The organism is Verrucomicrobiia bacterium, assembly GCA_035577545.1.
Lineage (GTDB): Bacteria > Verrucomicrobiota > Verrucomicrobiia > Palsa-1439 > Palsa-1439 > Palsa-1439.
Genome location: DATLVI010000035.1, coordinates 1 through 24,140, shown reverse-complemented (window position 1 = coordinate 24,140; position 24,140 = coordinate 1). Strand labels below are relative to the sequence as shown.

The following is a 24,140-nucleotide window of genomic DNA, read 5'->3' as shown; positions in this document are numbered from 1 at the left end:
CCGACTTAGGATTTCGCAGTAACAAATTCCCCGAGGTGGCTGAGGCAGCCGTTCCAGCCATGATTGTGGCGGTCGCGGGATTCCGCGTCGGGGAAATTCTCGTGCGTCAACACGACTTCGGTGGCATTGCCCCGCGCATGGAATTCGATCGTGACGAGTGTTTCCGTCGAATTGCCGGAGCTATCTTCGCCCGCACAGGAGCTTCCTTCCGTTTTCCACGTGAACACCAGCTTTTCGGGCGGCTTGATCTCGCGGTAGGTGCCGACGGCGACATGCAGTTTTCCTTCGGGAGGTTTTATCTCGATGCGGTACTTTCCGCCGACACGCACATCCAACTCCACTGCGTGGGTTGCAAATCCGTCGGCTGGGACAAACCAGCGTTTCATCTGTTCGGGGTCCGTCCACGCGCGGTAAACGCGTTCACGGGGCGCGTCGAATGTTCGTGATATGCGAAGTTTTTCCGTTGCGGTGATCGTTTTGGTCGGGGTCATCTTAGTCTTCCTTTCCTTTGGATTCGTTCAGGTATTTCGCCAAAGCATCGAACTGGCCTTCCCAGAACCGCTGGTACCGCGCGATCCAGGCGCCCGCCTCTTTCATGCGGCGCGGATCCACGCGGCAATGCCGCACGCGGCCGCGCTTGTGGCGCTCCAACAGGCCGGCGTGTTCCAATACCCGCAAATGCTTCGAAATGGCGGGCAACGACATGTCAAACGGCTCGGCCAATTCCATGACCGTGGATTCACCACGGCTCAGCCGGGCCAGGATCGCGCGCCGCGTCGGGTCAGCCAGCGCGGCGAATGTTGCGTCCAGGGAATCAGTCCTATACTTAACCATATGGTTAAGTATTACCACCGGCCCGTTTTTCTGTCAAGTGGTAACATCCCTTTCATCCAGCCACCCAGTTGAGAATTGACAACTTCAGCCCGCTCGCTGATAAAAGCGCCATGCCTCCCGTGGAACAGTGGCAAAACACCATCGTTAACTTTTTCATCACCTACGGGTTTCAGATGGTCGGCGCGGTCATTATCCTCATTGCCGGCGGCCTGATCGCCCGCTGGCTGGCCGGTCTCACCGACAGGACATTAATCAAACACCACCTCGAACCGCCAATTCGCGTTCTCATGGTCCGCGTCGTGCGCCTCATCGTCTTCGGGTTCGCCGTGGTCCTGGCGTTGGACAAGTTTGGCGTACCCATTACGCCCATGGTGGCGGGAATTGGCGTGGCCGGTGTCGGTATCGGTTTGGCGGCCCAGGGTGTGCTCGGCAACATCTTCGCCGGCTTGACCATCATTTTCACAAAACCATTCCGCGTCGGCGAATACATTGAACTGCTGCACGTCAGTGGCGAGGTCACCAACATCGAACTTTTCTCCACAACGTTGCTCCACGGCGACCGGTCGCGCGTCGTGATTCCCAACCGGAAAATCGTCGGTGAAATCTTGCACAACTACGGTGCCACGCGCCAACTCAGCCTCAGCGTCGGCATCGCCTACAACGCCAACGTCACCCAGGCCTTGAGCATCGTGCGCGAAATCCTCAGCGCCAACCCGCGTGTGCTGAAAGACCCCAAGCCGGTGGTCGGCATCGAAGCGCTGGCGGATTCCGCAATCACGATTGGCATCCTACCGTGGGTGGCGGTGCCGGATTATGGTCCGGCGCAATTGGAAATCTACCAGGCCATTATCGACCAGTTCCGAACGAGGGGCATTGAGATCCCCTTCCCGCAACGCGAAGTGCGCTTGCTGGGAAAAGCCACGGCCTAACTCGCTGCCACAGCGGGTTTGGTATTCAACACGTACAGATCCAGCACTGCCTTGACCCGGGCCAGGTACTCGCGCGCCGTCGGACGGACCATCCAGCGCGCCGATAAATCGCCCGGCGCATACGCCACCGCGTCGATTCCGAAGTAGCGACTGAGAAACAACGCGCGAAAATCGTGGAAGCGCTCGGAAATGATCGTGAGCCTGACGCACTTAAACACGTCGCGCGCTCGCACCACCGAATCGAGCGTGCGCGATCCGTAGTTGTCGAGAACCAGGGCCGACTCGGGGACGCCCCGTTGCAGCAACGCCCGCTTCATCTCCATCGGTTCGTCATACCCCTTGTCACCGCTGAGGATCAGCCGCTTCACTTTGCCCTCGCGATAGAGCGCCGCGGCAGCGTCAATGCGCCGCACAAAATGCTGGTTCACCCGGCCCTTCTCGATTAGCTTCCCCGTCCCCAACACCAACCCGACATCGTTAACCGGAACAGAACTGACGTCGTAAAACACCTGCGATTTCGTCGACGCGATGATCCAGATATTGCAGCCAAACACCAGTACCAGGAAGATCATCCAACCGATCATCAGCGTCGTGACAGCGATTTTCTTGAATGGGCGGCGCTGTCTCATCACGGGGTGGCTCATCGGTTGGGCATGCTACCACACAGCTTCCTTTGGGCAAGCGCGAGATCTGCTACCCTATGGATGGGTGATATGTAACCGAATGAAACGGCGGGTTGCCGTACCCGATGGCACGAGGTCACGGGCCTGGATGGTTTGGAAAACGGAATTGCTAGCCAGCACCGATTGGCTGACGAAAGACGGTCCGCCATTCCAATTGACAAGGTCGCCGCTGACTTCGGGCAGATAGCTGATGTCGGTCGCGCTGTTGACGCGCATATAGGTCAACGTGAGAAAGCCGTTGGTTTGGCCGACCGCGGGCAGGCCGCTCAGATTGGCAGCGTTCGGGTTTAGACCGAGCGCGTACTCGAGCAAATTCGTCACCCCATCGCTGTCGGGGTCGGCCAGGTCGCCAGCGATCGCCACGTTGTTGGCGTTCGTGCCGAAGTTCGTCACGCGCCAGACCTGGATGGGTTGTTTGAGGATCGTGACGGATGCCGTGTTGGTTACGGTGCCGCCAGTCAACGTGATCGTAAAGGTCTCGTTGCTCTCCCCCAGGCCATCGTTGAGAATCGGAACCGTCAGCGATTTGCCCGTCGCGTCGCCGTCCAGCCATGTGAGTACACCGTTTGTGGCGACATAGTCAGTGCCTGCCAGCGCCGTGCCATTGGCTGTATTGAAGGTTACGGTAAGCGGGCCGACGCTGCCACCGATGCGATTGACCGGGATTGTGAGACCACCGGCAGTTTCGGAAACTGAATAGTTCGCGCCGCTGAATTGCGCCGTACCAACGGGATTGCTGGCCAGCCAGAAGCGCAACAGCGTACGCAAAGCCAGCGGCTCGTTGGTCGGAGGACCCTGAATACCCGTCTGATCGTGCTGATTGATGCCATGGCAATTGGCGCAGGTGCGGACTTCGCCGGGCTGGAACGTGATCCAGTAGCGTTCACGGACAATCGGCGCGGCGTTCGTGTCGGTCAGTTGCCAGCTTAACGCGCGACGCGCGGGAACGATCACCGCGAACGAACCGTCCGTGGCCAGTTGAACAGCACCGGCCGGCGCAATGTTCGTGGGCGGAGGATTCAACGCGAAGGCATCATGCAGCGGCTGGCTCAGCACGCGCCGACCCGGCGCGGGAGTCACACCATCTGGCATGAAACCACGCAACAAATCGGCTTGCATCAGTTGCAGGAAACCAATCGTGTAGATCGTGCCGTTGGTGCCGAGCGTTTGGGTGCCGCCGGGCCAGCCAACCTTGAGGTTGAACGGCTGCTGACGATCGGCGTGGTCGCGGGCAGTTGCGTTGCGGCTGACGACGAGCGCCAGATTGTTTGTGCGCAGATAATTCTGGAACGTGGGCAGATCGACACCCTCCTCCGTGAAGACCTGCCCTTCAACGGTCTGCACGCTTGCAACGCGCTTCGGCGGGATGGGACGCGAAGCGACTTCGACAGGATCCAGTTCCCAGAGCGCGCCGCTGCTGGTGACCAGATTGGAGCCGACATAGTAGCTGAACGTATTGGTAAAACCCGGCGTGAGAATTTTATCAGGCACGAAAACATTTCCGGTCTGTTTAAGGGTCTTCAAACGAAAATCGTACATTGATTTCGGCGCGGTGGGCGTGCCGACGTTTGAGTCCACGTTGGTGGCATTCGCGGCATGGATGGCGACCAGCACGCCGTTGCTCATCGGCAGTGGATTGCGGTAGAGGCCGCCGGTAAACGGTGGAACCTGCGGTAGTTTTGCCGTGACGTAATTGATGACCATGAAATCGGGATTCGTATTGATGTTGGCGGTCAAGGTCACGATTTGCCCCGCGGCATGCGTGCCGATGTCGGCGGCGTCCACGCCATAGAGCAGTCCGGTCGTGCCGGGATCTTCTCGCGAGGGAAAGAAGCCACCAACATAATTGGTGTTGAAGCGTTGCGTATGATCGAGCGTAACGATATTCGGATCGTTGGTGAAAGTGGAACTGGGCACGTTTTGCAGTAGCTCGTGCCTCCCGATGTGGTTGACGACCTCCTCGCCCGTGCCGTCTTCGTCGGTCGCCCACGGAAAGAACTGGTTAAAAGCGTTCCCGCGCATGTTGGTGCCCGCGAGCGCGGCAGTGTCGGAGGGACGCGGCTCGGGAAACACTTCGGTCGTGTTCGTCGTTACCAACGCGCCAGCCGATTCGTCGGAATAATTGAAAACATGGTTGGTGCTTGTCCCCTGACGGTCGGTCACCGCCTCCACGTCGCGCGCGAGATGGTCCCAGCGCGTGAAGATCACGCGACCCACGCTGTCCACGAACGGCTTGAAGGAACCCGACGGGGAGTGCTCTACCAGAAACAGATCGCCCGCATTCGGATCGAGACTCCACAGGCCCGACACAGTCGGCAATTGCAAATACTCTTCGCGCTGCGGATACAGGTACGCCGAACCATCGCGCGGCCGGTCGCTGGCAAAGATGATGCGCCCATCCGTGCCGTAGGTGGGGCTGACATTGTTGTAGTTCGTGGGCTGACGCGGCACGTAGGTGATAATCGGCGTCTGGCCTTTCACGGCGAAGTTCGAGATCTCATAAATCTGCCAGTAGAATCTGGTGAGGTCGGCCTGGTTGGTCGGCGCACCGACAACCATGCTGAAGAGCGCCTTGGTCCCGCCCCAATGCACGCTTGGCTCGCGAGCGGCGATGCTTGTCGTCCCCTGAAACGTGTTCGCGGTTCCGTAACCTGCGAGCAAGGTGAGGTTCGTTACGGAACCATCGGGGTACCAAATCCAAAGCGCTCCCCCGCGCCCGCAGGACGCGGTATCACCGAGCTGGTTCCCGAACGATGACGAGACATTTACAACGCTCTGCGTGATCTCCCGCGCGTTGATCTCCGTCGGCATCGGCACCTGCGTGACAAAGAGAATCGCATTCGTCGAGATCGGGGGAGTGGCAAGACAGAGGCTTGAGAAGCACATATGCAACAGCGCCGTGAGAAAGAAAGAGATATTCCTTAAGGAATGCTTCATGGCATCAAAAGCTCACCCAGTACGATCAACCGGAGGGTTTAGGATAACCCCGCAAAGCAGGAAACTCAAGGAGGTCGGACCGCCGTCCCTCTCCCCGTAGGCGCGGTTCCGACTTTCTCCTTTCGCGAAAAAAACCAACCCATTTGTCATTTTTCTGTAATGTTTCCATACTCTTCCACATCAATCACTTATCCCATTTTTTTCACAAATCGCATTTGGGTTCGTTTCGCAGAAAGCATGTTTTTCGCGCCTCATGGTATTCCGACGATTTTGGGGGCGCGCGGCCCGCGCGTCGTCTTTCCGGTCCAACTTGTAGGGCGACCGGCCCGGTTGCCGCCGTTCCGGTCCGACTTGTAGGGCGCGAAGCCCGCAGGGTTTCGCGCCGTTCCCGTGCGTTCATTTGCCCTCCGCACCATGGAAACACTTGCCCCGCCACTCAATCGCTTCTTCCGGTTAGAGAACATGCGGCACTATACTATTATCGGTAATCGATGTCCAGAAGAAATATCCATTACTAATAGTCGATTCCGCCCATGTCACAGCTTGCGTTGTAGGCCCGCCGCGGCGTTTGGGCTTCGTAGCCTTGGCGAAGAAGGCTCGGCGTGTTTCGGCCTGCCGGTTCGACTTGTAGGGCGCGGCCCGCGTGCCATCGTTTCTCCTTCACCCAATTCCCCGGCCTGTCATCCTGAGCGAAGTCGAAGGATCTCTGTCGTGGTCCGGTCGTTCTGCGAGAAGCTTGACGCGCTGAACCAACCCGCCATCACGCCTTCCCATATTTCCGCACAAACTTGAAGAATCGGATGGTGTCGGGAAACCGTATCCACGCCAATTCCCCCGCCAGCGTTCTCGCTTTCTTCTTCGACAAATCGCTCAAACCATCGTAGGGTGCGGCCCGAACAAATTATTGAAAGGTCAACCAACGTGAGCCAAAAGATCATTTCATTCCACTACACGCTAACGGATCCCGACGGCAAGACTCTCGACTCTTCCGCCGACGGCGAGCCGTTGACGTTTCTCGAAGGCGTCGGGCAGATCATTCCTGGTCTCGAAACGGCGTTGAGCGGCATGAAGGTCGGCGACAAAAAGCACGTCAAAGTTAAAGCCAAGGATGCCTACGGCGAAAAGGACCCGGAGAATATCGTCGAAGTGCCGTTGGATCAAATGCCCACCCGCGGCATCAAAGCGGGCGACCGCTTCCGTGCCGGACAGGATTCACACTCACCCGTGGTCACCGCGCTGAAAGTAACGGAGACCCATGTGACTCTCGACGGCAATCACCCGCTGGCGGGCATGGACCTGGCCTTTGATGTCGAAATCACGGAAGTCCGCGAGGCGACAAAGGAAGAGTTGTCCCACGGCCACGCCCACGGTGCGGGCGGACACCACCACTAACCTATACCTGGCCTACCCGGCTTGCTGGAATATCGGCCGCACCCCTTTCTGTCACTGCGCAACGAAATGGTTGCATTACAAGCCCCGTTTCGTTATATCCTTGTGCAAGGAGGCTTCCTGATGAAGAAACGTTTAGTAGTTCTGTTCGCGATAGTTCTGTGCCTATTGTCCGTGGTACCTGCCCGATCCACTTGGGCTGCTGACGAGGGTTCCCGATATGCGGACGCCTTTGTTCTCATTGAGCAGGGTCAAACCGCCGAGGAGAAATCAGATCTCGCGACCGCATACCACAAATACCAGGCCGCAGTGGACATCTTACATGGCATTCGGACCGAGGCGCCCGACTGGAATGCTCAAATGGTCGAGTACCGTCTGAAGGACTGCCAATCTCGTTTCGACGCGGTGAAGGCGAAAATGCCGGAGCCACCTCCCGCACCCGCCCCACAGGCGCCTGCTCCATCGGTGGTCACACCGGCGGTTGAAGTGCCAACGGCGCCACCAGCACCCGTGGCCACGCCTTCCACCCCGCCACCGGCTCCAGAAGTAAAAGCAGCCACCGCCAAACAATCGGCAAAGCTCAAGGCACAAATTGACAAGCTCGAAGCGGAGAACCACCAGCTTCAATCCGATCTCACCGATGCAAAGCGCGCCGCCAAGTCCAGTTCCAAGCTCGATGCGCTCGCCAAGGAAAACAAGGATCTCAAGACCCAACTGGCCGCCGCTGAGAAAAAAGCGGCTGCGGTCAAGCCTGCCCCTCCCGCTCCGGCACCTGCACCCGTCGATTTTGGTGAAGCGAAGAAACTGCGCGCCGAACTCGCCGATGCGCGCGCCGAACTCGCCGATGCGCGCGCCGAAATCGACCGTTTGAAAAAGGCAGCGGCCACGCCGGCGTCAGGGTCTTCGACAGTTATTGCCAGCCCACCCGTAGCCGCCCCCCCGGCTGATTCCGCGGAAATGAAGAAGCTCCGCGCCGAATTGAGCAAAGCGCACGCGGATGCTGATGCCGCGAAGAAATCGGCCGCCCAGGTCCCCGATCTCGAGAAACAAAATAAAGACTTGAGCGCGAAGCTCGCCGCTGCCGATAAGAAGGCAACCGCTGCCGCCGGGAAACCGGTGCCGGTGGACAATTCGGCGGAATTAAAGAAGCTGCAGGGACAACTCGATGCCGCTCGCGCTGAAGCGGACAAGGGCAAGAAAGCCAGCGCTCAGGCTGCCGACCTCGAAAAGCAAAACAAGGATCTCAGCGCGCAGCTTGCGACCGCCCAGAAGAAGGCGGCAACACCCACAGCTGATCCCGCTGAAGTGAAAAAACTGCGAGCGGATGCCGACAATGCTCGTGCTGACGCGGACAAGGCGCGCAAGTCCAGCACTGACCTGGAGAAGAAGAACGCTGCCCAACTATCGGATCTGCAGAAACAGAACAAAGATCTAAGCGCGAAACTGGCAGCGGCTGAGAAGAAGACGAATATCGCGTCCGCAGATTCCGCACAGGCCAAGAGTCTGCGCGACGAACTGGACAGGTCGCGCGCTGAAGTGGCCGACTTGAAGAAGCAGGTCGCAGCAAAGCCGGGAGTTACGCCTGTGCCCGTGGCTGATAGCAGCGAAGTGAAGACCCTGCGGGCCCAACTCGCAGACACGCACAAGCAACTCGACCAGGCAAACAAATCCGCCAGCCAGGTTTCTGACTTGCAGAAGCAGAACAAGGACCTGAGTGCAAAGCTTGCTGCCGCCGATAAGAACGCGGCTGCGGCCGCCGCGAAACCGGTGCCTGTCGACAACTCGGCGGAGTTGAAGAAGCTGCAGGGACAACTCGACGTCGCTCGTGCCGAAGCGGACAAGGGCAAGAAGGCCAGCGTGCAGGTTGCCGACCTCGAGAGGCAAAATAAGGATCTCAACGCGAAGCTCGCTTCAGAGAAGAAAGCGGAAGCCGAAGCCCCGGCCGTCGCCCCGGATGTTCGTGTTATGAAACAGTTGCGCAATGAGAATTCGTATTTGCGCAACCTGCTCGACACGTACGCGGAGCAGAATTCTGAATTGAAAGGCCAGTTACGCCGCCACGATCAGAACCAAAGCAAGAACAGCCAATAGCCGCTCATTACAGTCCGTCAGGAAGCCTGTCCTCGTTTCGTCGGGGTCAGGCTTCCTTCTTTTTCTGACCAATGCTACAAATACGAATCGAAACTCCATCGGCAGCATCGTAAGCCCACGGCTGATTCTCTTGAAACAGCCTTGGGAGGAATTAGGATATGGCGAAAAAAAGAATTGCCCTGGTAACGGGCGCTAACAAGGGGATCGGCTACGAGATTGCCCGGCAGCTTGGTGAAAAGGGCTACCACGTCCTCGTGGGAGCGCGCAAAGCTGAGGCGGGCAAACAGGCGGTCGCCTCCCTCCAAAAAGGCCGGGCATCGGCGGAGTTCGTCGAGATTGATGTGAGTGACCGAGCGAGTATTCAACAGGCAGCAAAGGCGGTAGCCGCGCAGTTCGACCACCTCGATGCTCTCATCAACAATGCGGCCATCATGGAGGACAAAGGCAATATCACAGAAGTACCGGATGAACTATTGCTCCGTACGTTAAAGACAAATACCCTTGGTCCTTTGCACATGACGCAGGCATTTCTTCCGTTGCTCACGAAAAGCTCCGGTGCGACCGTGGTCAATGTGTCCAGCGGGCTTGGGCAGTTAACCGATATGGCTGACATGCATCCCGCGTACAGCATTTCCAAAACATCACTCAACGCGGTCACCCGCCAGTTTGCGGCCGCTCTCCGAGACAAAGGCGTTACCGTAAACTCTGTTTGTCCGGGCTGGGTCAAGACCGATATGGGCGGCGCGAATGCCCCGCGCACGGTCCAACAAGGCGCCGACACAGTAACGTGGCTCGCCACGGAGGCGCCGCGTGACCTGACGGGCCAGTTCCTGCGGGACAGAAACGTAATTCCCTGGTAGTTATCCAATCGGCAGCGAAAGAACATGAACCTGAAACTCAACGGAAAAACAGCGCTTGTGTCTGGCTCAACAGCCGGTATCGGTTATGCCATCGCTCTGGGACTCGCTCGGGAAGGAGCGCGGGTATTTGTCAATGGGCGGACTCAGGCGCGTGTCGATGCGGCGCTCGCGACAATTCGACGCGAGATTCCGGACGCGATTATTGAAGGAATCGCCGAAGATTTGGGAACGGCTGCTGGTTGCGAGCGTCTGGCAAGCCGCCTCCCATCGGTGGACATTCTCGTGAATAATCTGGGCATCTTCGAGCCCAAGGCTTTTGCCGAGATTCCGGACGCGGATTGGTTGCGCATGTTTGAAGTGAATGTCATGTCCGGTGTGAGGCTGAGCCGCGCATATCTGTCCGGTATGAAACAGCGTGATTGGGGCCGCATCGTCTTCATTTCGAGCGAGAGCGCCGTCCTGACTCCCGCGGAGATGGTTCATTACGGCATGACCAAGACGGCACAGATTGCCGTCGCGCGCGGCATCGCGGAAGGGTGCGCGGGAACCAGAGTGACAGTCAATAGCGTGCTGGCCGGCCCAACGGCCTCGGAGGGTGTAACCACCTTTGTGGCCGAACTCGCGAAACAGCAACGCATGACACCGGCGGATTTCGAGAAGGAGTTTTTCAAGAATGTCCGCCCGTCATCCCTGCTCAAGCGGTTCCTTGATCCCGCTGAAGTAGCCAATGTCGTCGTCTTTGTCTGTTCTCCCGAGGCTATCGCCATCAATGGCGCGGCGGTGCGGGCCGAGGGCGGTGTCGTGAAAGCGATCTTATAAAACAGCATCACCTTTATTACGGAGAGACGATACTATGAAACGAAAAGCATCAGCGGTGTGGCAAGGCGCGTTGAAGGATGGCAAGGGCACGATCTCGACCGACAGTGGAGTATTGAAGGATGCGCAGTACTCCTTCAGCACCCGGTTCGAGAACGGCATCGGGACCAATCCCGAGGAACTTATCGCCGCGGCGCATGCGGGTTGTTTCTCGATGGCGCTATCCGGGCAACTGGGTGGCGCGAACCTGAAAGCGGAACGGATCGCCACGACGGCTACCGTAACCATGGAAAAACTTGAAGCCGGTTGGACGCTCACAGCGGTGCACCTCGACGTTACGGCGAAAGTTCCCGGCGCAACGGCGGCGTCATTCGCAACAGCGGCCGGCAACGCCAAGGCGGGCTGCCCGATTTCACGCGTACTGAATGCCACCATCACCATGGACGCAAAACTGGAACAGTAAGCGATTGATTTGAAATAAAATTCATGCCACGCTGCCCGCGCGACTGGCTGCTGGGATCGCAGTCGCCTAAATTGACCGGAACACACAACCTAAGGAGAGATAATCACCATGAGAATTACCCGCATCGTCGTCAGCTGGGCCGTCAGCGCCTTGGTCGCATCAACTACGCTGGCGTTGGATACGTACAAGGCCGATCCCATGCATAGTTCCATCAACTTCTCCATTGACCACATGGTCGTCAACACCGTGCACGGACGCTTTCGCCAGTTTGAGGGCACAATCACGGTCGACCCGGATAACAGCAACGTGCTGAAGGCAGCCAGCGGGACGATCCAGGCCAAGAGCATCGACACCGACATCGAGAAGCGCGACAACCATTTGCGCAGCCCTGATTTCTTTGACGCCGAAAAGTTCCCGACGATCACCTTCGAGAGTACGGAGGTCAAGAAGGATGGCAATGGCCAGGTCCTGGTTGGCAAGTTTACGATGCACGGCGTGACGAAGGATGTTTCCCTCCCCTTCACGCTCAAAGGTCCGGTCAAGGGCCCGATGGGCGGCACCATCATGGGCTTCGAAGTGACTGGGAAGCTCAATCGCAAGGACTATGGCCTGACATGGAATAAAGTCATTGAAGCCGGTGGAGTCATGGTCGGCGAGGATGTCACGATCCAAATCAACGCCGAGTTTGTGAAGCAGGCTGAGAAGAAGTGACCCGGGTGTTCGCTGGCTGCTTTTTGCGGGAACCAACATGCACGAGAAACCTGATTTCGCTGAAAGATACGCGAGCGGGAAGACGCCATGGGATTCGGGAGCGCCAAGCGAGGAATTGCTCCGCGTCTTGCATGACGGAAAGCTGTCGGGACGTTCAGTTCTGGAGATTGGTTGCGGCACGGGGACGAACGCCATCGAACTGGCCCGACGCGGATTCCATGTCACGGCAGTGGACATCGTCGACCAAGCCATTCAGACTGCGCGCGATAAAGCGCGCAAGGCCGGCGTGGACGTGGACTTTCGCGTAGCAGACGTCTTGCGGGACAATCTCGGTGGGCCGTATGACATTCTTTTTGACCGGGGCGTGTATCACTGCCTGCGGACGGAAGACCTGAAGGCATTTCAGGAATTCCTAAAGCAGGCAACGCACAACGGTAGTTGGTTTCTAAGCCTTGCCGGAAATGCCAAGGAGGAATCAGACCCGGGTCCTCCGGTGGTCAGCGAACAGGACATCCGCTCTGAACTCGGGCCGCTGTTTGACATCCTCGAATTGCGAGAGTTCCGCTTCGCCACCAACGAGAGCGATTTCCGCCCACTTGGCTGGTCGATCTTGATGCGGCGGAAATAGGATGACCGCTCTCTGCCGTGCCGCAATGCGAAAGTTGCCGCGCTCCTTTTACGACCGGGACACGATTGTGGTTGCGAAGGAATTGCTTGGGAAATATCTCATCCATAAATCTCGCCACATGGAGCGCATCGGCAAGATCGTCGAGGTTGAGGCCTATCTTGGACCGCATGATCTGGCGGCGCACTCTGCCCGTGGGCTGACCCCGCGGACCAAAGTAATGTTCGGACCTCCTGGCCACGCGTATGTTTATCTGATTTATGGGATGTACTGTTGCATGAACGTGGTTACCGAACGCGAAGGCCACGCTTCAGCCGTGTTATTGAGGGCGGTCGAGCCGGTGAAGAATGTCAAAGGACCCACCCAGGGTCCCGGTTTGCTGTGCAACGCGCTACGCATTGATAAACGTCTCACCGGGCACGATCTATTAAGCGACGATTTCTACATCGCCGCGCCACCCAGGACCAACCCCTTCGCGATTGTCAAACGACCGCGGATCGGCGTGGATTATGCAAGACATTGGGCGAAGAGACACCTGCGTTTCTACATCAAGGGTAGCCCGTTTGTCTCACGACGATAGACAGATCAGGCGCCGCTAACTCGCACCCGATACTTCTTCGCGGCTGATTTGTAGCCGGTCTTGTTTTTATCAACCTTCAACCTGCCATCCGCCCACGAGAAATGCGTCAGAGAATACGCGCCCCGCTCGTAGTCAAAACTTTCGCCATCATCTTCGTAAAGACAACCGACTGTCTTCTTACCGGGATAAACATCGAGGATGATCTCACCGATCGATTTCCGGCCGATGAATTCCATCGGTTTGGTCATCGGTATTATCGAGCCCGCGCGCACGAAAAGCGGTAGCGTGTCGAATGGCGCGGGCGCAGTAACATGCTGGCCACCGCCGTGTTTCTGTTTCGTCCAATAATCGTACCAGTCGCTGCCGTCCGGCAAATAGACCGCACGCTGACGGGCTCCCGGCTTGATAATGGGCGCGACAAGTAATGATGCACCCAAAAGAAATTGGTCATCCACCGCGAAGCCGTGTGGATCGTCGGGAAACTCCCAAAACAACGGGCGCATGATCGGCGCGGCGTTTACCGCCGCTTCATGGAACAGATTATAGAAATAGGGCAAGAGCTGGTAGCGCAAGCTGATGTAGCGACGGCAGACATCCTCCACTTTCCTGCCGAACGCCCACGGTTCCTGTCGTCGGGTATGTAACGCGGTGTGGTTGCGGAAGAATGGAAAGAACGCGCCGGCCTGCGTCCAGCGCGCGAGTAGTTCTCCCGTGCAATCGCCACCGAACCCGCCGACATCGGGACCGCAGAACGGGACGCCGGAAAGGCTGAGGTTGAGGCACTCGGGAATGCTGACCGCCAACTGCTCCCACAAGCTTTGGTTGTCGCCAGTCCAGACCATCGAGTACCGCTGAATACCGGCATAAGCCGAGCGGGTAATTAGGAACGGCCGCTGGTTCGGTCGCAGCCCGCGCAAGGCTTCATGACAGGCGCGCGCCATATTGAAACCGTACACATTGTGGGCGCGCTCGTGCGTAGTCGGCTGGCCGTCGTAATCATGCGGGATATCGAGCGGCATGGTGCCACCGGGATGGTTCCACACTGCCGGCTCGTTCATGTCATTCCAGATCCCCGCCACGCCAACGTCCAACAACTCTTTGTGCCACGGCCCCCACCATTGCCGCACACGTGGATTGGTAAAATCCGGGAAAACACATTCACCGGGCCAGACATTGCCCGTAAACCATCCACCCTCCGGCTTCTTCAAGAACATCCCCTTCTCCCGCCCGTCGCGACACACAGCGTATTTATTGTCGTTCTTCACGCCGGGATCGATGATCGTGACGAGCTTGAAGCCCATCCTGGCAAGGTCCTGAATCATCTTGCGCGGTTTGGGGAATGTCTGGGGGTTCCACGTGAAGACCCGGTAGCCGTCCATGTAATCGATGTCGCAGTAGATCACGTCGCAGGGGATCTTGCGTTTACGGAAATCCCTGGCCACATCCATGATCTCCGCCGCGCTCATATAACTCCAACGGCACTGCTGAAAGCCCAGCGCCCAGCGTGGCGGCATCCACATCCGGCCTGTCAATTCTGCATAACCCCGCACCACCTCGCGCACCGAGTCGCCGGCAAAAAAATAGTAATCAATCTCCCCAGCGTCAGATTCGAGGATGTAATGCTTCTCGTCCTCAACCTGCCCGAGGTTGAAATGCGTCCGATGCGTGTTGTCCCAAAAGATTCCGTAATGCGCGCCCGGCCGCGTGGAGATCAAAAAGGGAATCGAAACGTAAATGGCTTCGTTCAGGTAGGTGTGATCCGGATCGTCCTTGTTCCAGAACGTCGTCTTCGATCCGCGCTTGTTGAGCGGGCTGGTCTTCTCGCCACAACCGAAGAACATCTCGTCCGCCGCGAGCTGCCGATGACTGCGGCCCTTCGTCCCCTCCCACCCCATCCCATGGGCCCGCTCATCGCCGTTCAACGGCGTGCCGTCGGGCTTGGCGAACTCGATCCGAAACGGCGCCTTGCTGATGGTCACCAGCAGTTTCTTCGTGCGAATGGTGACCGCCTTGCCACCACGAATCGCCGCCTTCACCTTCGGCCATTTTGTCTTCGCCACCGCGTACGAGAAGTCGGGATCGAAGTTGTTTGCCTGAGTAGCTCGCACACGGACGATACTGTCGGAAAGAATGGCAACGCTAACGCGCCCGCGCTGGCAGTGAAAATCGAGCGTGTTACCGCGGCGGGTGAACTTTTGAACGGCTCCAACGCTTTGAAATTGTGGCCTTGGCACCTGGCTGGTCCTTTGTTTGCGCGTCGATTCACACAACGCCAACCGCGCCTGCTTACGCCAGCGCTTCGGCGGACTGCGATTGCGCGGAGCGTTTGCGTTGCGTTGCGTTCAGGATCTTCTTGCGCAAACGAAGATTCTTCGGCGTGGCTTCAACGTATTCGTCAGCGGCGATGTACTCGATCGCACGTTCGAGGCTCATCTTCAGCGCGGGTTCCAATTGAATCCCTTTGCCGTCACCCTGGCTGCGCATGTTCGTCAAATGCTTGGTCTTGGTCGGATTGACGGGCATGTCTTCTGCACGGGGGTTCTCCCCGATGATCATACCGGCGTAAACCTCTTCCTGCGGTCCGACGAAGAGACGACCACGCTCCTGGATGTTATTGAGCGCCCAGGCCGTGGCGATGCCGGTTTCCATTGAAACCAGCGTGCCGGTGAGTCGCGTGGTGATCTCGCCGCTGAAAGGTTCGTAACTCTTGAACATATGGCTGATCACGCCGCGGCCATTGGTGAGATTGGTCAGGTCTGTCTCCAAACCGATGAGACCGCGCGTCGGGATGGTGCACTCCAGGCTCACGCCGTGCGCATGGTGCTGCATGTTCGTGATCTGCGCCTTGCGGCCGGCCAGGTTTTGCATCACGTCGCCGAGACACTCAGCCGGCACTTCCGCCCACAAGGTCTCGAACGGTTCGAGCGTGCGGCCCGAGGAATCTTTCTTTAGAATTACTTCGGGACGCGAGACGAGCACTTCATACCCTTCACGGCGCATTTGCTCGACGAGCACCGCGATCTGCATTTCGCCACGGGCGCTGACCAGAAAAATGTACGCCGCCTCGGTGTCTCGAACGATCAACGAAATGTTCGTGCGGATCTCCTTGTAGAGACGCTCGCGAATATGGCGGGCGGTGACGAATTTTCCGTCCTTGCCCGCGAGGGGGCCATCATTGACGGCAAATTGCATTTGGATCGTCGGCGGATCGAGTTCGGTCCACGGCACCGGCTCGCGTTCCTCGCTATCGCACAGCGTTTCGCCGATCGCGAGTTCCTCGAAACCCGAGATGCCGACGATATTGCCTGCCTCGCCGTTGACGATCTCGCCGGACTTGAGGCCGCTGAATTCCCAGACCTTCGTTACGGCGGCGCGTTCGCGTTTGCCGTCCTTGTGAATGCACACGATGGAATCGCCGACCTTGACGGTACCACCGGTGATCTTGCCAATGGCAATACGGCCCACGTAATCGCTCCAATCGAGATTGCTGATGAGCATCTGGAACGGTGCCTTGATATCGGCTGTCGGGGCCGGGATATGTTTCAAAATGGTTTCAAACAACGGCGTCATGCCATTGGTGATCGGATCGCCAATCTTCAGTACGGCGTACCCGTCGCGGGCGCTGGCGTAAATGAACGGCGCATTGAATTGTTCTTCGGTGGCGTTTAACTCCAGCAAAAGCTCCAGCACCTTGTCGTGCATCTTGTGCGGGTCGGCGTGTTCGCGATCGATCTTGTTGATGACCACGATGACCTTCAAGCCGTGGCTCAACGCCTTCTTCAATACAAACCGCGTCTGCGCCTGGGGACCATCAAACGCGTCCACCAGCAGCAACACGCCGTCCACCATGCCGAGAATGCGTTCCACTTCCCCGCCGAAATCCGCGTGGCCGGGCGTGTCCACGATATTAATGGTATGCCCGCCCCAATGAACGGAGGCGTTCTTGGCCCTGATGGTGATGCCCTTCTCTTTCTCAAGGTCCATCGAATCCATCGCGCGCTCTTCCATGGCCTGGTTGGCGCGATACACCCCACCCTCGCGCAACAGCTTGTCCACCAGCGTCGTCTTGCCGTGGTCAACGTGCGCAATAATACCGATATTCCGAATGTTGCTGTTCATGTCTTTACGTCCGAGGAGAGCACTTACGCCTCAGAAGGCGCGTCAATGTAGTGGAATTAGAAAAAAAAGCAAGGCTTTTGGAGACCTGCCGCAAACCGACAAAAAGCGGGTTGGTGGAGACGACGGGAGTTGAACCCGTGGCCTCCGCAATGCCATTGCGGCGCTCTACCAGCTGAGCTACGTCCCCAACCATTTCTTCGCGACTCTGCCCCGGGATGCTACCGCCCGACCTCGCGATTGTCAAATGATGCGTGTACAGGGCACTGGCGCGGGCAGAAAGCTTCCGAAATCGTTGAAAGTGTACCGTAGTGAGGCTCATTTACCCCCTCAATTTGGGTTCGTTTTCCAAAACGAACCCATTTCAAAAATCCACTTTTCTTCTACCCAACTCGCTGCCCTCCTTCCACTTCGGTCAGAAACTGTGCTCCAAAAAAATGGGTTCGTTTCGCAGAAACGTATAGGGGGCTCCCTGCGTGTCGCGCCGACTTGTCCACCGAAACGGTTTCGTGTAGGCGGAAGCTTTGACAGTGGCGGTCCAGCCGTTTGCCATAATACTCAATTCACAATCCATCCGATCATCCTACCGCGACATCCAGAATCACGTGAGTGGGCTTTGGAAGGTTTGGAAGCTTTGGGAGCTTTTCTAACGGAGGCACAAACATTGGGCTGTTGAAGGTAGAATTGCGGAAGAAGTGGCGAAAAGGGCGATGTTGAAGATTCAGCAATCGCAACGACTCGACCGCTCCTTCACATCAATGCGCAAGCATCGTCTCGTTCGCAATTTGGTAGATCCACCTGAGGATCCCATAACAGCAGCCAACATATAACGCGTACCACAAGCCGAACCGTATCCAATATGTCGTCCCGCGTTTGGCCGTTTTAGATCCGACCGCTACGCCGAGCACGGAGTGAATCGAGCCCACCAGATCGCTAATCTTGATCGGCTTAAGCAACAGTTGCTCTACCCCTTTGCGGAAGGTGTCTGGAATCCGTGAAGCGTCGACCCCGGTGACACCGATCGTTTTGACATGTGGAAACTGATCTTTCAAATGCTCCAACGTCTGGGAACCATCGAGCCACGGCATATTGTAGTCGAGCAGGACCACATCGACTTTGCCCACATGTCGAATCGTATCCAGGCCCTTCGGTCCACTGCTGGAAGTGAGAACGTTGAAGCCTGCGCCTGACAATGCATCCCGCCACACGTCGCCAAGAGCGACGTCGTCGTCAACAACCAGAACGGTGTAATTGGAATTCGCTGTCGTTTGCATTCTTTCCTTCCAAAATGTTTGTTGGGCTGTGTCGTCAGTGTAAGAACAGCACGTTGCATTCCAACTGCACGTCCGTAACATCTTGCCCTAAAATACGTTAGCAAATGTTGTTCTGTTGAAATCCTCACGTGGACCATCACGCCAGCACACCCCGCCGTAAATGGAACCGCGATAACACCTTTCCCTACGGTTGCTCCATCGCAAAACCGGGGGTGTACACAGCCTGACCCGCAAAACAATTCATCTTGCCAACACGCGTCGGCATGAGCTATGGGCATCTACCAGACCGGCATGCAATTGGAGCGGGACAAGATGTTGCGGCGAACGTGCCGCGCACTCGACTCATTATGAAAATCGGACTGACCTCTTTATGTCAACAGCTCGCTGGCTTCTTTACAATTATCCTCCGGAGGTGGCACATGTTCTCGATCCGCATCTGCTTCATGATTTCGATCCTTGCTGTGACAGCGAAGGCGGTTGACTTTCAGGGTGCTGCCGCCGTTCTCAAGGAGGTTTCTAACAAGACCACGGGTTCGCCAACTAATACTCCCACCAGTGAACGCGATAGGCTTCTTGCCGATCTCAAGTCAGCCCATACGGCATCTCCCGACGTTGCTCCCCAGGATGCTGCGGAACACTGGTTGTCGTTGGTCGACCGTTACTTCGTACTGGCCTCCAAACCGATCGACCCCACCGATAGCGAAGTCATTATGCAGCCGCTGCAATTTCAAGCCGTCGTCGCCACCCTGCCGTCGCCCAACGCTTGGAATGCGCTGGCCACTGCGGTTGAATCGCGCCCCCAGGGAAAGGGCGCCATGGCCGTTCGTGAGTTGTGTCTGCGCCTTCTCGTTCACATGTTGACAAATAATCAGAAGGCCCAGCGCGACGACCTAACGGCCTTTGAATCCATTCTCACGAAAAGCAAAGATGCTTCCCTGGCGCAATTGAGCTACCAAATCCCCAGTTTCGCCGAGACGCTCGACAACGCTTCCGATGACCCGGACCGACTCGTCAAAAGCTTCGAGAGGCAGATTGACCAGATGAGTCGCGAGGCTACCGCGCAAGCCTTGCAGTCCGCCGATTCCGACATAGAAGCGGAAAGGTACACGCCAACTCTGGAAGTTCCCGACCTCGTCACGCTCGTCGGAAAAGAACGCGCGGAAAAATTGATCCGTCGAGCCTTGGTGGCGCCCGTGCAATTGAGCATCGGCGTCGGCGACGATACCCGTGCGCTCACTCAACGATTGGCGCTTGAAATGATTGACCAACTTAAGCTCGCTCAATGGCCGCTGGTCTGCTCGTTGGATGCGGGGCCTTTATACGAGGCTTTGGAGAAAAAATTCGCGGAGCCCAAGGAATCCGTTGTGGCGACCAATAGCGACTCGTCCGATATTGCCGCCCGTCTTCGCCAACTCTCCTCCCATGCCATATTGCAAAACACGCGGGATGAAAGTCGGCGTAACGCACAGATGTTCTACCTGCTCGGCCTCATTGCCGGCGGCAAATCCAAGGATGCCGCTGCCCTGCTGAAAAAACTCGATCTGACAGTCACTGCTCGCTACCAGTCAGAAGTCAGTCTTCCAAGCGAAGCAATCGAGGCCCTGGACCGCGCGGGCCACACGCGCCAGCTCTACGATTTTCTCCACGAAGCGCTGACCGACCGCCCGGAACTGCCGTTTTGGGACAATTACATCAATCTCGCCGCTCGTGTTGGTGAAACAGAGGAGATGCTAGCCCTGACACGCACGGCTGCCGACCGTCCCAACTTAACCCCGTCGCAACGGCTTACCATTCGCAAGCATCTTGCCAATGCTCTGTTGGCCGCAGATCGTGTCGACGAAGGCGTCGCGGAACTCCGCAAGCTTCTCACAGCACCTCCCCAATCGAAGGGATCCGAGGCTGCCGCCATGTTGCAGATGTTACAGAGCCAGGGCATCGCCAGTACGCCGGGCATAAGTCCCGAAACTCTCTCGAAGGCGTTCGCGGAGCTAAAGCGCGGCACGGAGAACGACGCCGCGACAAGACTCGCCAAACTCGGTCGCCTGCTCAAGCGCGACGACTGGGTGGAAGAGGGATTGCTGGCATTGCGCCAGCATTCCGCCACCAGCTCGGTCAACAGCCCAAGCATCTATGATAGCAGCCGCCTCGCAGCGACACTGCTGGATCTCAATCGCGGCCCGGATGCCGAGGCCGTTTTGCTCTCAGCCTTGCGCGATGCCGTCAAGCATGACGAAGCCCGGCAGGCCGCCCGGGGAGAGATGATGTTCGGCGAATTCACAACCGAGGCGAGCTCGATCCTCGGTGAGTTGGCGGGCGTCTACCACAAGGCGGGGCGTGATGCGGATGTGTTGATTCTGCTGAATGAAGCTCCTTGGTGGGGACGGAAAGATCTGGCAGGACTGCTCATGATGACATACCGACATGAAGAACCGCTGGCGGTGGTCGCAGCCTCTGCGCTGGCGACCACGGACCATAAGGCCGACGCCCGAGCGATCCTGGACGCCTACCTCGATAGGTCGGGAGGCCACGACCCGGCTTATCAGTTACTCATTACGCTTGGGGATGATAACCTCATCCCCCGCCTCGACGAACTGTTTCATCGCGACCAACTTGAAGAACGGCCGTTGATCTGGAAGGCGGAATTGTTGCGGCGTGCCGCCAAATTGGAAGAAGCCGAGCGGACCGCCCGCCAGGCCATCGCCATTGATCCGTCCGATGGCGACGAACCCCATGGCGACCGCATGCGGGTTTACGCCATACTCGCCGATATCCTTGAGGCTCGCGGTGACAAGGCCCAAGCCACCACCTACCGCGAGGCCGTCAAGACCATCCGCCTGTCCGAACAGGCCGATGATTATTACGAGGCCGGTCTCCTCAAGCGCGCGGTGGCGATGTATGAGGATGCCCTCACCCATTTTGCGGACGCCTATTGCGTGCAGTCGCGTACCGCCCTGCGACTGGCCGACCTTGGGCAAAACGATGCTGCCGAGGAGCACTACCGTCGTGCTTACGAACTGATGCCTACCAGTTTTGGGCGCATGGAAAGCCACTGCTTCGGTTGCGAGCGCATTTTTGAGGGCCAACGTGCCCAAGGCATAGCGGAAAAGGTTTTCGTTAAATTGGTCACCCAACAACCCACCAAGCCGCAAATCCATTACCTGCTGGGCTACTTGCGCGAAGAACAGGGTCGCTATCCGGAAGCACTCGCTTCTTATCGCAAAGCGGTGGCTCTCGATCCCGATTACATCAATGCTTGGAAACGTATCGAAGAGCTGCGCAGCCATGTTTACCTTACCCACGCCGACTGTGACGCGGCCTCCTTGAACATCCTGCGGCTCGACCCGCAGCTTCATCACGAGCGGCCCGATCTGTCCGAAATCGTCAACCTCCGCGCCCTTGCGGAAGCCTTGGTTGCTGCCGGTAAATTGCAGGCGCCGCCTCACGACTCCGTTTATCCCTTGGCCGCCGCGAAAGCCGTCTTGGAACAACATGAGAAACAACATCCGCAGTCTCCTCTGCAGAAACGCTACCAGTATTATCAAGATTTCTATCAGCGCTATTCTCAGGAGGGGTCCGCGCCGTCACCGAGTGCGGTCATTTCCCAAACTCGAGGGATTCAGGCCCTCACGCAAATGATTGATGCCAGCGTTAATATCGAAGCGACGTCCAATCGCGAGTAAAATAGTCGCTGGCGCGTATCCCAAAAAACGAGCTTTACACTCCTCCCCGGCGTCGTTAAACTGACGGAGTTCAAATGAGAAAGGCGTAATACCAAGTGGAAACGATTGCCATAGCAAAAAAGTCGGAAGTCACCAAACAATTTCAGCTTCACCCGAAAGACACGGGCTCGGCGGACGTGCAGGTCGCCCTGTTGACCTCGCGCATCAACGAGTTGACAGAACATTTGAAGATGCACAAGAAGGACCACAGTTCGCGACGTGGTCTGCTAAAGATGGTAGGACAGCGGCGGCGGTTGCTCGATTATTTGGGCTCGACCGATACGAAGCGCTACTCCGAACTTATCAAGAAACTCAACCTCAGAAAGTAGAAAGGCGATTGGCTCGGCAGGCGTTGGAGGATTGATGGATTGATGCCCGCTTACACCGCGAGGCGCGGGCGGACATCATTCCATTAATCTGACACTTGCCGGGCGTTCGAAGCCCAAGCATGCACCATACCGTACGCGTCCCCGTCGGGGACAAAGAGCTCATCATTGAAACCGGCAAACTCGCCAAACAGGCCGACGGCGCCGCCGTCGTCACCTACGGCGAAACCGTCCTGATCGTCACCGCCGTCGCCAGCAATTCCACACGCGACGAACTCGATTTCTTCCCGCTCACCGTCGATTACCGCGAAAAAGCGGCGGCGGCAGGCAAATTCCCCGGCGGCTACTTCAAGCGCGAAGGACGCCCGACCGAGAAGGAAATCCTCACCGCCCGCATGATCGACCGTCCATGCCGCCCGTTGTTCCCCGAAGGCTTTTATAACGACACGCAAATCATGGCCATCCTGCTCAGCGCGGATGTCGTGAATGATCCCGACATGCTCGCCATCAATGGCGCGTCGGCAGCGTTGGCCGTTTCCGATATTCCGTGGCACGGCCCCATCGCCGCGGTCCGCGTCGCTCGCGTCGGCGGTGAACTCATCGTCAATCCGACGCATGAACAGCGCAAGGACAGCGATCTCGACCTCGTCTACGTCGGCAATGAAAAAGACCTCGTCATGATCGAGGGCGCTGGCCAGGAAATTTCCGAAGCGGACATGATGAAGGCGGTCGAATTCGCCCATTCCCATGCCCAGAAGATTGTCGCCGGTATTAACGAACTCGTGAAAAAGGCCGGCAAGCCCAAGCGCCAGGTGAAGTTGTACACGGTCAGCCCGGAAATCCAGGCTGCCGCCCGCGAAATCATCGGCAGTGAAATCCTCGGCGCGATTCTCACCCCCGGCAAACTCGCCCGTCACGCCGCCGAACATGTTTGCAAGGAGAAGTTGGTCGAGGGCCTCAAGAAGAAGTTCCCCGACATCACTCCCTTCGAACTCAAGGAGTCGTTCCACAAGATTCAGAACGACGCCATCCGCAATTCCATCGTCAACGACAACAAGCGCCCTGATGGCCGCGGCTCCCGCGACCTGCGCCCGCTCTACACCGAAGTCGGCATCCTCCCGCGCACACACGGCTCCGCCATTTTTCAACGCGGCGAAACGCAGGCGCTGGTCATGACCACCCTCGGCTCGAAATCGGACACCCAGGACATGGACGCCTGGACCGGTGGTCCGACGGAAAAGAAGTTCATCCTTCATTACAACTTCCCACCTTTCAGCGTTGGTGAAACCGGGCGCACCGGTTCCCCGGGTCGCCGCGAAATCGGCCATGGCGCGCTCGCCGAGCGTTCCGTCGAGCCGATGATCCCCGATGAAGTGGATTTCCCGTACACCATCCGCGTCACCTCCGAGATTATGGAATCGAATGGCTCAACCTCAATGGCGAGCGTTTGCGGTGCAACTCTTTCCCTGCTCGATGCGGGCGTACCGATGAAAGCGCCCGTCGCGGGCATCTCCATCGGTCTCGTCGTGGATGAGAAGACCGGCAAGTCCGCCATGCTCACCGACATCCTGGGTTCCGAAGATCATTTCGGCGACATGGATTTCAAGGTCGCCGGCACCCGCAAAGGCATCACGGGTTTCCAGACCGACCTCAAGCTCCACGGCCTGACCCTGGAGTTGACGAAGCAAGCCTTTGAACAGGCCCGCGAAGCGCGCGGCTTGATCCTCAATAAGATGGAAGAGACGATCAAGACCAACCGCACGGAACTCTCCAAGTACGCGCCGCGC

19 protein-coding genes and 1 tRNA gene are annotated in these 24,140 nt (G+C 57.7%); 12 read left to right on the top strand and 8 right to left on the bottom strand.

All coding sequences use genetic code 11. From position 1 onward, the window contains the following. Nucleotides 1–5 precede the first annotated feature (5 nt). Together VNL17_13225 and VNL17_13220 are read right to left on the bottom strand one after the other, a co-directional pair. Nucleotides 6–491 (bottom strand): SRPBCC domain-containing protein, encoded by a 486-nt coding sequence (locus VNL17_13225; GenBank protein HXI85041.1) that lies wholly within the window; start codon nucleotides 489–491, stop codon nucleotides 6–8. A 1-nt stretch (nucleotide 492) separates the two neighbouring features. Further along, entirely contained in the window at nucleotides 493–834 is a 342-nt protein-coding gene (locus VNL17_13220; GenBank protein ID HXI85040.1) for a metalloregulator ArsR/SmtB family transcription factor, read from the bottom strand. A 110-nt stretch (nucleotides 835–944) separates the two neighbouring features. Between VNL17_13220 and VNL17_13215 the strand changes: the two genes are divergently transcribed. Beyond that, nucleotides 945–1,763 carry a mechanosensitive ion channel family protein gene (locus VNL17_13215; GenBank protein ID HXI85039.1) on the top strand — a complete coding sequence of 273 codons (819 nt, stop codon included), beginning with the start codon at nucleotides 945–947 and terminating at the stop codon, nucleotides 1,761–1,763. On the opposite strand, the gene VNL17_13210 is transcribed toward VNL17_13215, so the two are convergent. Next, nucleotides 1,760–2,392, bottom strand: coding sequence for an ElyC/SanA/YdcF family protein (locus VNL17_13210; GenBank protein ID HXI85038.1), 633 nt, complete (start codon nucleotides 2,390–2,392; stop codon nucleotides 1,760–1,762). The genes VNL17_13215 and VNL17_13210 overlap by 4 nt on opposite strands. A gap of 69 nt (nucleotides 2,393–2,461) precedes the next feature. Beyond that, entirely contained in the window at nucleotides 2,462–5,383 is a 2,922-nt protein-coding gene (locus VNL17_13205) for a Calx-beta domain-containing protein (GenBank protein ID HXI85037.1), read from the bottom strand. A 921-nt stretch (nucleotides 5,384–6,304) separates the two neighbouring features. On the opposite strand from VNL17_13205, the gene VNL17_13200 reads away from it, so the two are divergent. The 8 genes from VNL17_13200 to VNL17_13165 all read left to right on the top strand — a co-directional run bounded on the left by VNL17_13200 (nucleotide 6,305) and on the right by VNL17_13165 (nucleotide 12,918). Then, on the top strand, nucleotides 6,305–6,775 hold the full coding sequence (locus VNL17_13200) for a peptidylprolyl isomerase (protein ID HXI85036.1): 471 nt from the start codon (nucleotides 6,305–6,307) through the stop codon (nucleotides 6,773–6,775). Nucleotides 6,776–6,895: 120 nt separating this feature from the next. Next, on the top strand, nucleotides 6,896–8,863 hold the full coding sequence (locus VNL17_13195; protein HXI85035.1) for a hypothetical protein: 1,968 nt from the start codon (nucleotides 6,896–6,898) through the stop codon (nucleotides 8,861–8,863). Between the two features lie 158 nt (nucleotides 8,864–9,021). Beyond that, the gene (locus VNL17_13190; GenBank protein ID HXI85034.1) at nucleotides 9,022–9,723 is read left to right on the top strand and encodes an SDR family oxidoreductase; all 702 of its coding nucleotides are present in this window, start codon (nucleotides 9,022–9,024) and stop codon (nucleotides 9,721–9,723) included. Nucleotides 9,724–9,747: 24 nt separating this feature from the next. Further along, nucleotides 9,748–10,542 carry an SDR family oxidoreductase gene (locus tag VNL17_13185; protein ID HXI85033.1) on the top strand — a complete coding sequence of 265 codons (795 nt, stop codon included), beginning with the start codon at nucleotides 9,748–9,750 and terminating at the stop codon, nucleotides 10,540–10,542. 34 nt (nucleotides 10,543–10,576) lie between these two features. Continuing rightward, entirely contained in the window at nucleotides 10,577–11,002 is a 426-nt protein-coding gene (locus tag VNL17_13180; GenBank protein ID HXI85032.1) for an OsmC family protein, read from the top strand. 108 nt (nucleotides 11,003–11,110) lie between these two features. After that, on the top strand, nucleotides 11,111–11,713 hold the full coding sequence (locus VNL17_13175) for a YceI family protein (GenBank protein HXI85031.1): 603 nt from the start codon (nucleotides 11,111–11,113) through the stop codon (nucleotides 11,711–11,713). A gap of 37 nt (nucleotides 11,714–11,750) precedes the next feature. Continuing rightward, nucleotides 11,751–12,341: a class I SAM-dependent methyltransferase gene (locus tag VNL17_13170; protein HXI85030.1), complete on the top strand. Its 591-nt coding sequence runs from the start codon at nucleotides 11,751–11,753 to the stop codon at nucleotides 12,339–12,341. 25 nt (nucleotides 12,342–12,366) lie between these two features. Next, nucleotides 12,367–12,918, top strand: coding sequence for a DNA-3-methyladenine glycosylase (locus VNL17_13165; protein HXI85029.1), 552 nt, complete (start codon nucleotides 12,367–12,369; stop codon nucleotides 12,916–12,918). A gap of 5 nt (nucleotides 12,919–12,923) precedes the next feature. Here VNL17_13165 and VNL17_13160 read toward each other — a convergent pair whose 3' ends face one another. The 4 genes from VNL17_13160 to VNL17_13145 form a co-directional block, all read right to left on the bottom strand. Then, nucleotides 12,924–15,152 carry a glycoside hydrolase family 31 protein gene (locus tag VNL17_13160; protein ID HXI85028.1) on the bottom strand — a complete coding sequence of 743 codons (2,229 nt, stop codon included), beginning with the start codon at nucleotides 15,150–15,152 and terminating at the stop codon, nucleotides 12,924–12,926. Between the two features lie 52 nt (nucleotides 15,153–15,204). After that, nucleotides 15,205–17,037 (bottom strand): translational GTPase TypA, encoded by a 1,833-nt coding sequence (gene typA, locus VNL17_13155; GenBank protein ID HXI85027.1) that lies wholly within the window; start codon nucleotides 17,035–17,037, stop codon nucleotides 15,205–15,207. 111 nt (nucleotides 17,038–17,148) lie between these two features. Beyond that, a tRNA-Ala gene (locus VNL17_13150) sits at nucleotides 17,149–17,224 on the bottom strand. A 565-nt stretch (nucleotides 17,225–17,789) separates the two neighbouring features. Continuing rightward, the gene (locus VNL17_13145) at nucleotides 17,790–18,308 is read right to left on the bottom strand and encodes a response regulator (protein ID HXI85026.1); all 519 of its coding nucleotides are present in this window, start codon (nucleotides 18,306–18,308) and stop codon (nucleotides 17,790–17,792) included. Nucleotides 18,309–18,727: 419 nt separating this feature from the next. Here VNL17_13145 and VNL17_13140 point away from each other — a divergent pair, with 419 nt between their 5' ends. From VNL17_13140 to VNL17_13130, 3 genes are all read left to right on the top strand, one after another. Continuing rightward, nucleotides 18,728–21,988, top strand: coding sequence for a tetratricopeptide repeat protein (locus tag VNL17_13140; GenBank protein HXI85025.1), 3,261 nt, complete (start codon nucleotides 18,728–18,730; stop codon nucleotides 21,986–21,988). A gap of 104 nt (nucleotides 21,989–22,092) precedes the next feature. After that, the gene (gene rpsO / locus VNL17_13135) at nucleotides 22,093–22,356 is read left to right on the top strand and encodes a 30S ribosomal protein S15 (protein HXI85024.1); all 264 of its coding nucleotides are present in this window, start codon (nucleotides 22,093–22,095) and stop codon (nucleotides 22,354–22,356) included. Between the two features lie 119 nt (nucleotides 22,357–22,475). Continuing rightward, nucleotides 22,476–24,140 (top strand): polyribonucleotide nucleotidyltransferase (locus VNL17_13130; protein HXI85023.1); only part of this gene is annotated, 1,665 nt, incomplete at its 3' end.

What these genes read in the sequence shown, in the direction of transcription:
- VNL17_13225 (HXI85041.1), bottom strand. Translation starts at nt 491, where the DNA reads ATGACCCCGACCAAAACGATCACCGCAACGGAAAAACTTCGCATATCA.
- VNL17_13220 (HXI85040.1), bottom strand. Translation starts at nt 834, where the DNA reads ATGGTTAAGTATAGGACTGATTCCCTGGACGCAACATTCGCCGCGCTG.
- VNL17_13215 (HXI85039.1), top strand. Translation starts at nt 945, where the DNA reads ATGCCTCCCGTGGAACAGTGGCAAAACACCATCGTTAACTTTTTCATC.
- VNL17_13210 (HXI85038.1), bottom strand. Translation starts at nt 2,392, where the DNA reads ATGAGACAGCGCCGCCCATTCAAGAAAATCGCTGTCACGACGCTGATG.
- VNL17_13205 (HXI85037.1), bottom strand. Translation starts at nt 5,383, where the DNA reads ATGAAGCATTCCTTAAGGAATATCTCTTTCTTTCTCACGGCGCTGTTG.
- VNL17_13195 (HXI85035.1), top strand. Translation starts at nt 6,896, where the DNA reads ATGAAGAAACGTTTAGTAGTTCTGTTCGCGATAGTTCTGTGCCTATTG.
- VNL17_13190 (HXI85034.1), top strand. Translation starts at nt 9,022, where the DNA reads ATGGCGAAAAAAAGAATTGCCCTGGTAACGGGCGCTAACAAGGGGATC.
- VNL17_13185 (HXI85033.1), top strand. Translation starts at nt 9,748, where the DNA reads ATGAACCTGAAACTCAACGGAAAAACAGCGCTTGTGTCTGGCTCAACA.
- VNL17_13180 (HXI85032.1), top strand. Translation starts at nt 10,577, where the DNA reads ATGAAACGAAAAGCATCAGCGGTGTGGCAAGGCGCGTTGAAGGATGGC.
- VNL17_13175 (HXI85031.1), top strand. Translation starts at nt 11,111, where the DNA reads ATGAGAATTACCCGCATCGTCGTCAGCTGGGCCGTCAGCGCCTTGGTC.
- VNL17_13170 (HXI85030.1), top strand. Translation starts at nt 11,751, where the DNA reads ATGCACGAGAAACCTGATTTCGCTGAAAGATACGCGAGCGGGAAGACG.
- VNL17_13165 (HXI85029.1), top strand. Translation starts at nt 12,367, where the DNA reads ATGCGAAAGTTGCCGCGCTCCTTTTACGACCGGGACACGATTGTGGTT.
- typA (HXI85027.1), bottom strand. Translation starts at nt 17,037, where the DNA reads ATGAACAGCAACATTCGGAATATCGGTATTATTGCGCACGTTGACCAC.
- VNL17_13145 (HXI85026.1), bottom strand. Translation starts at nt 18,308, where the DNA reads ATGCAAACGACAGCGAATTCCAATTACACCGTTCTGGTTGTTGACGAC.
- VNL17_13140 (HXI85025.1), top strand. Translation starts at nt 18,728, where the DNA reads ATGTTCTCGATCCGCATCTGCTTCATGATTTCGATCCTTGCTGTGACA.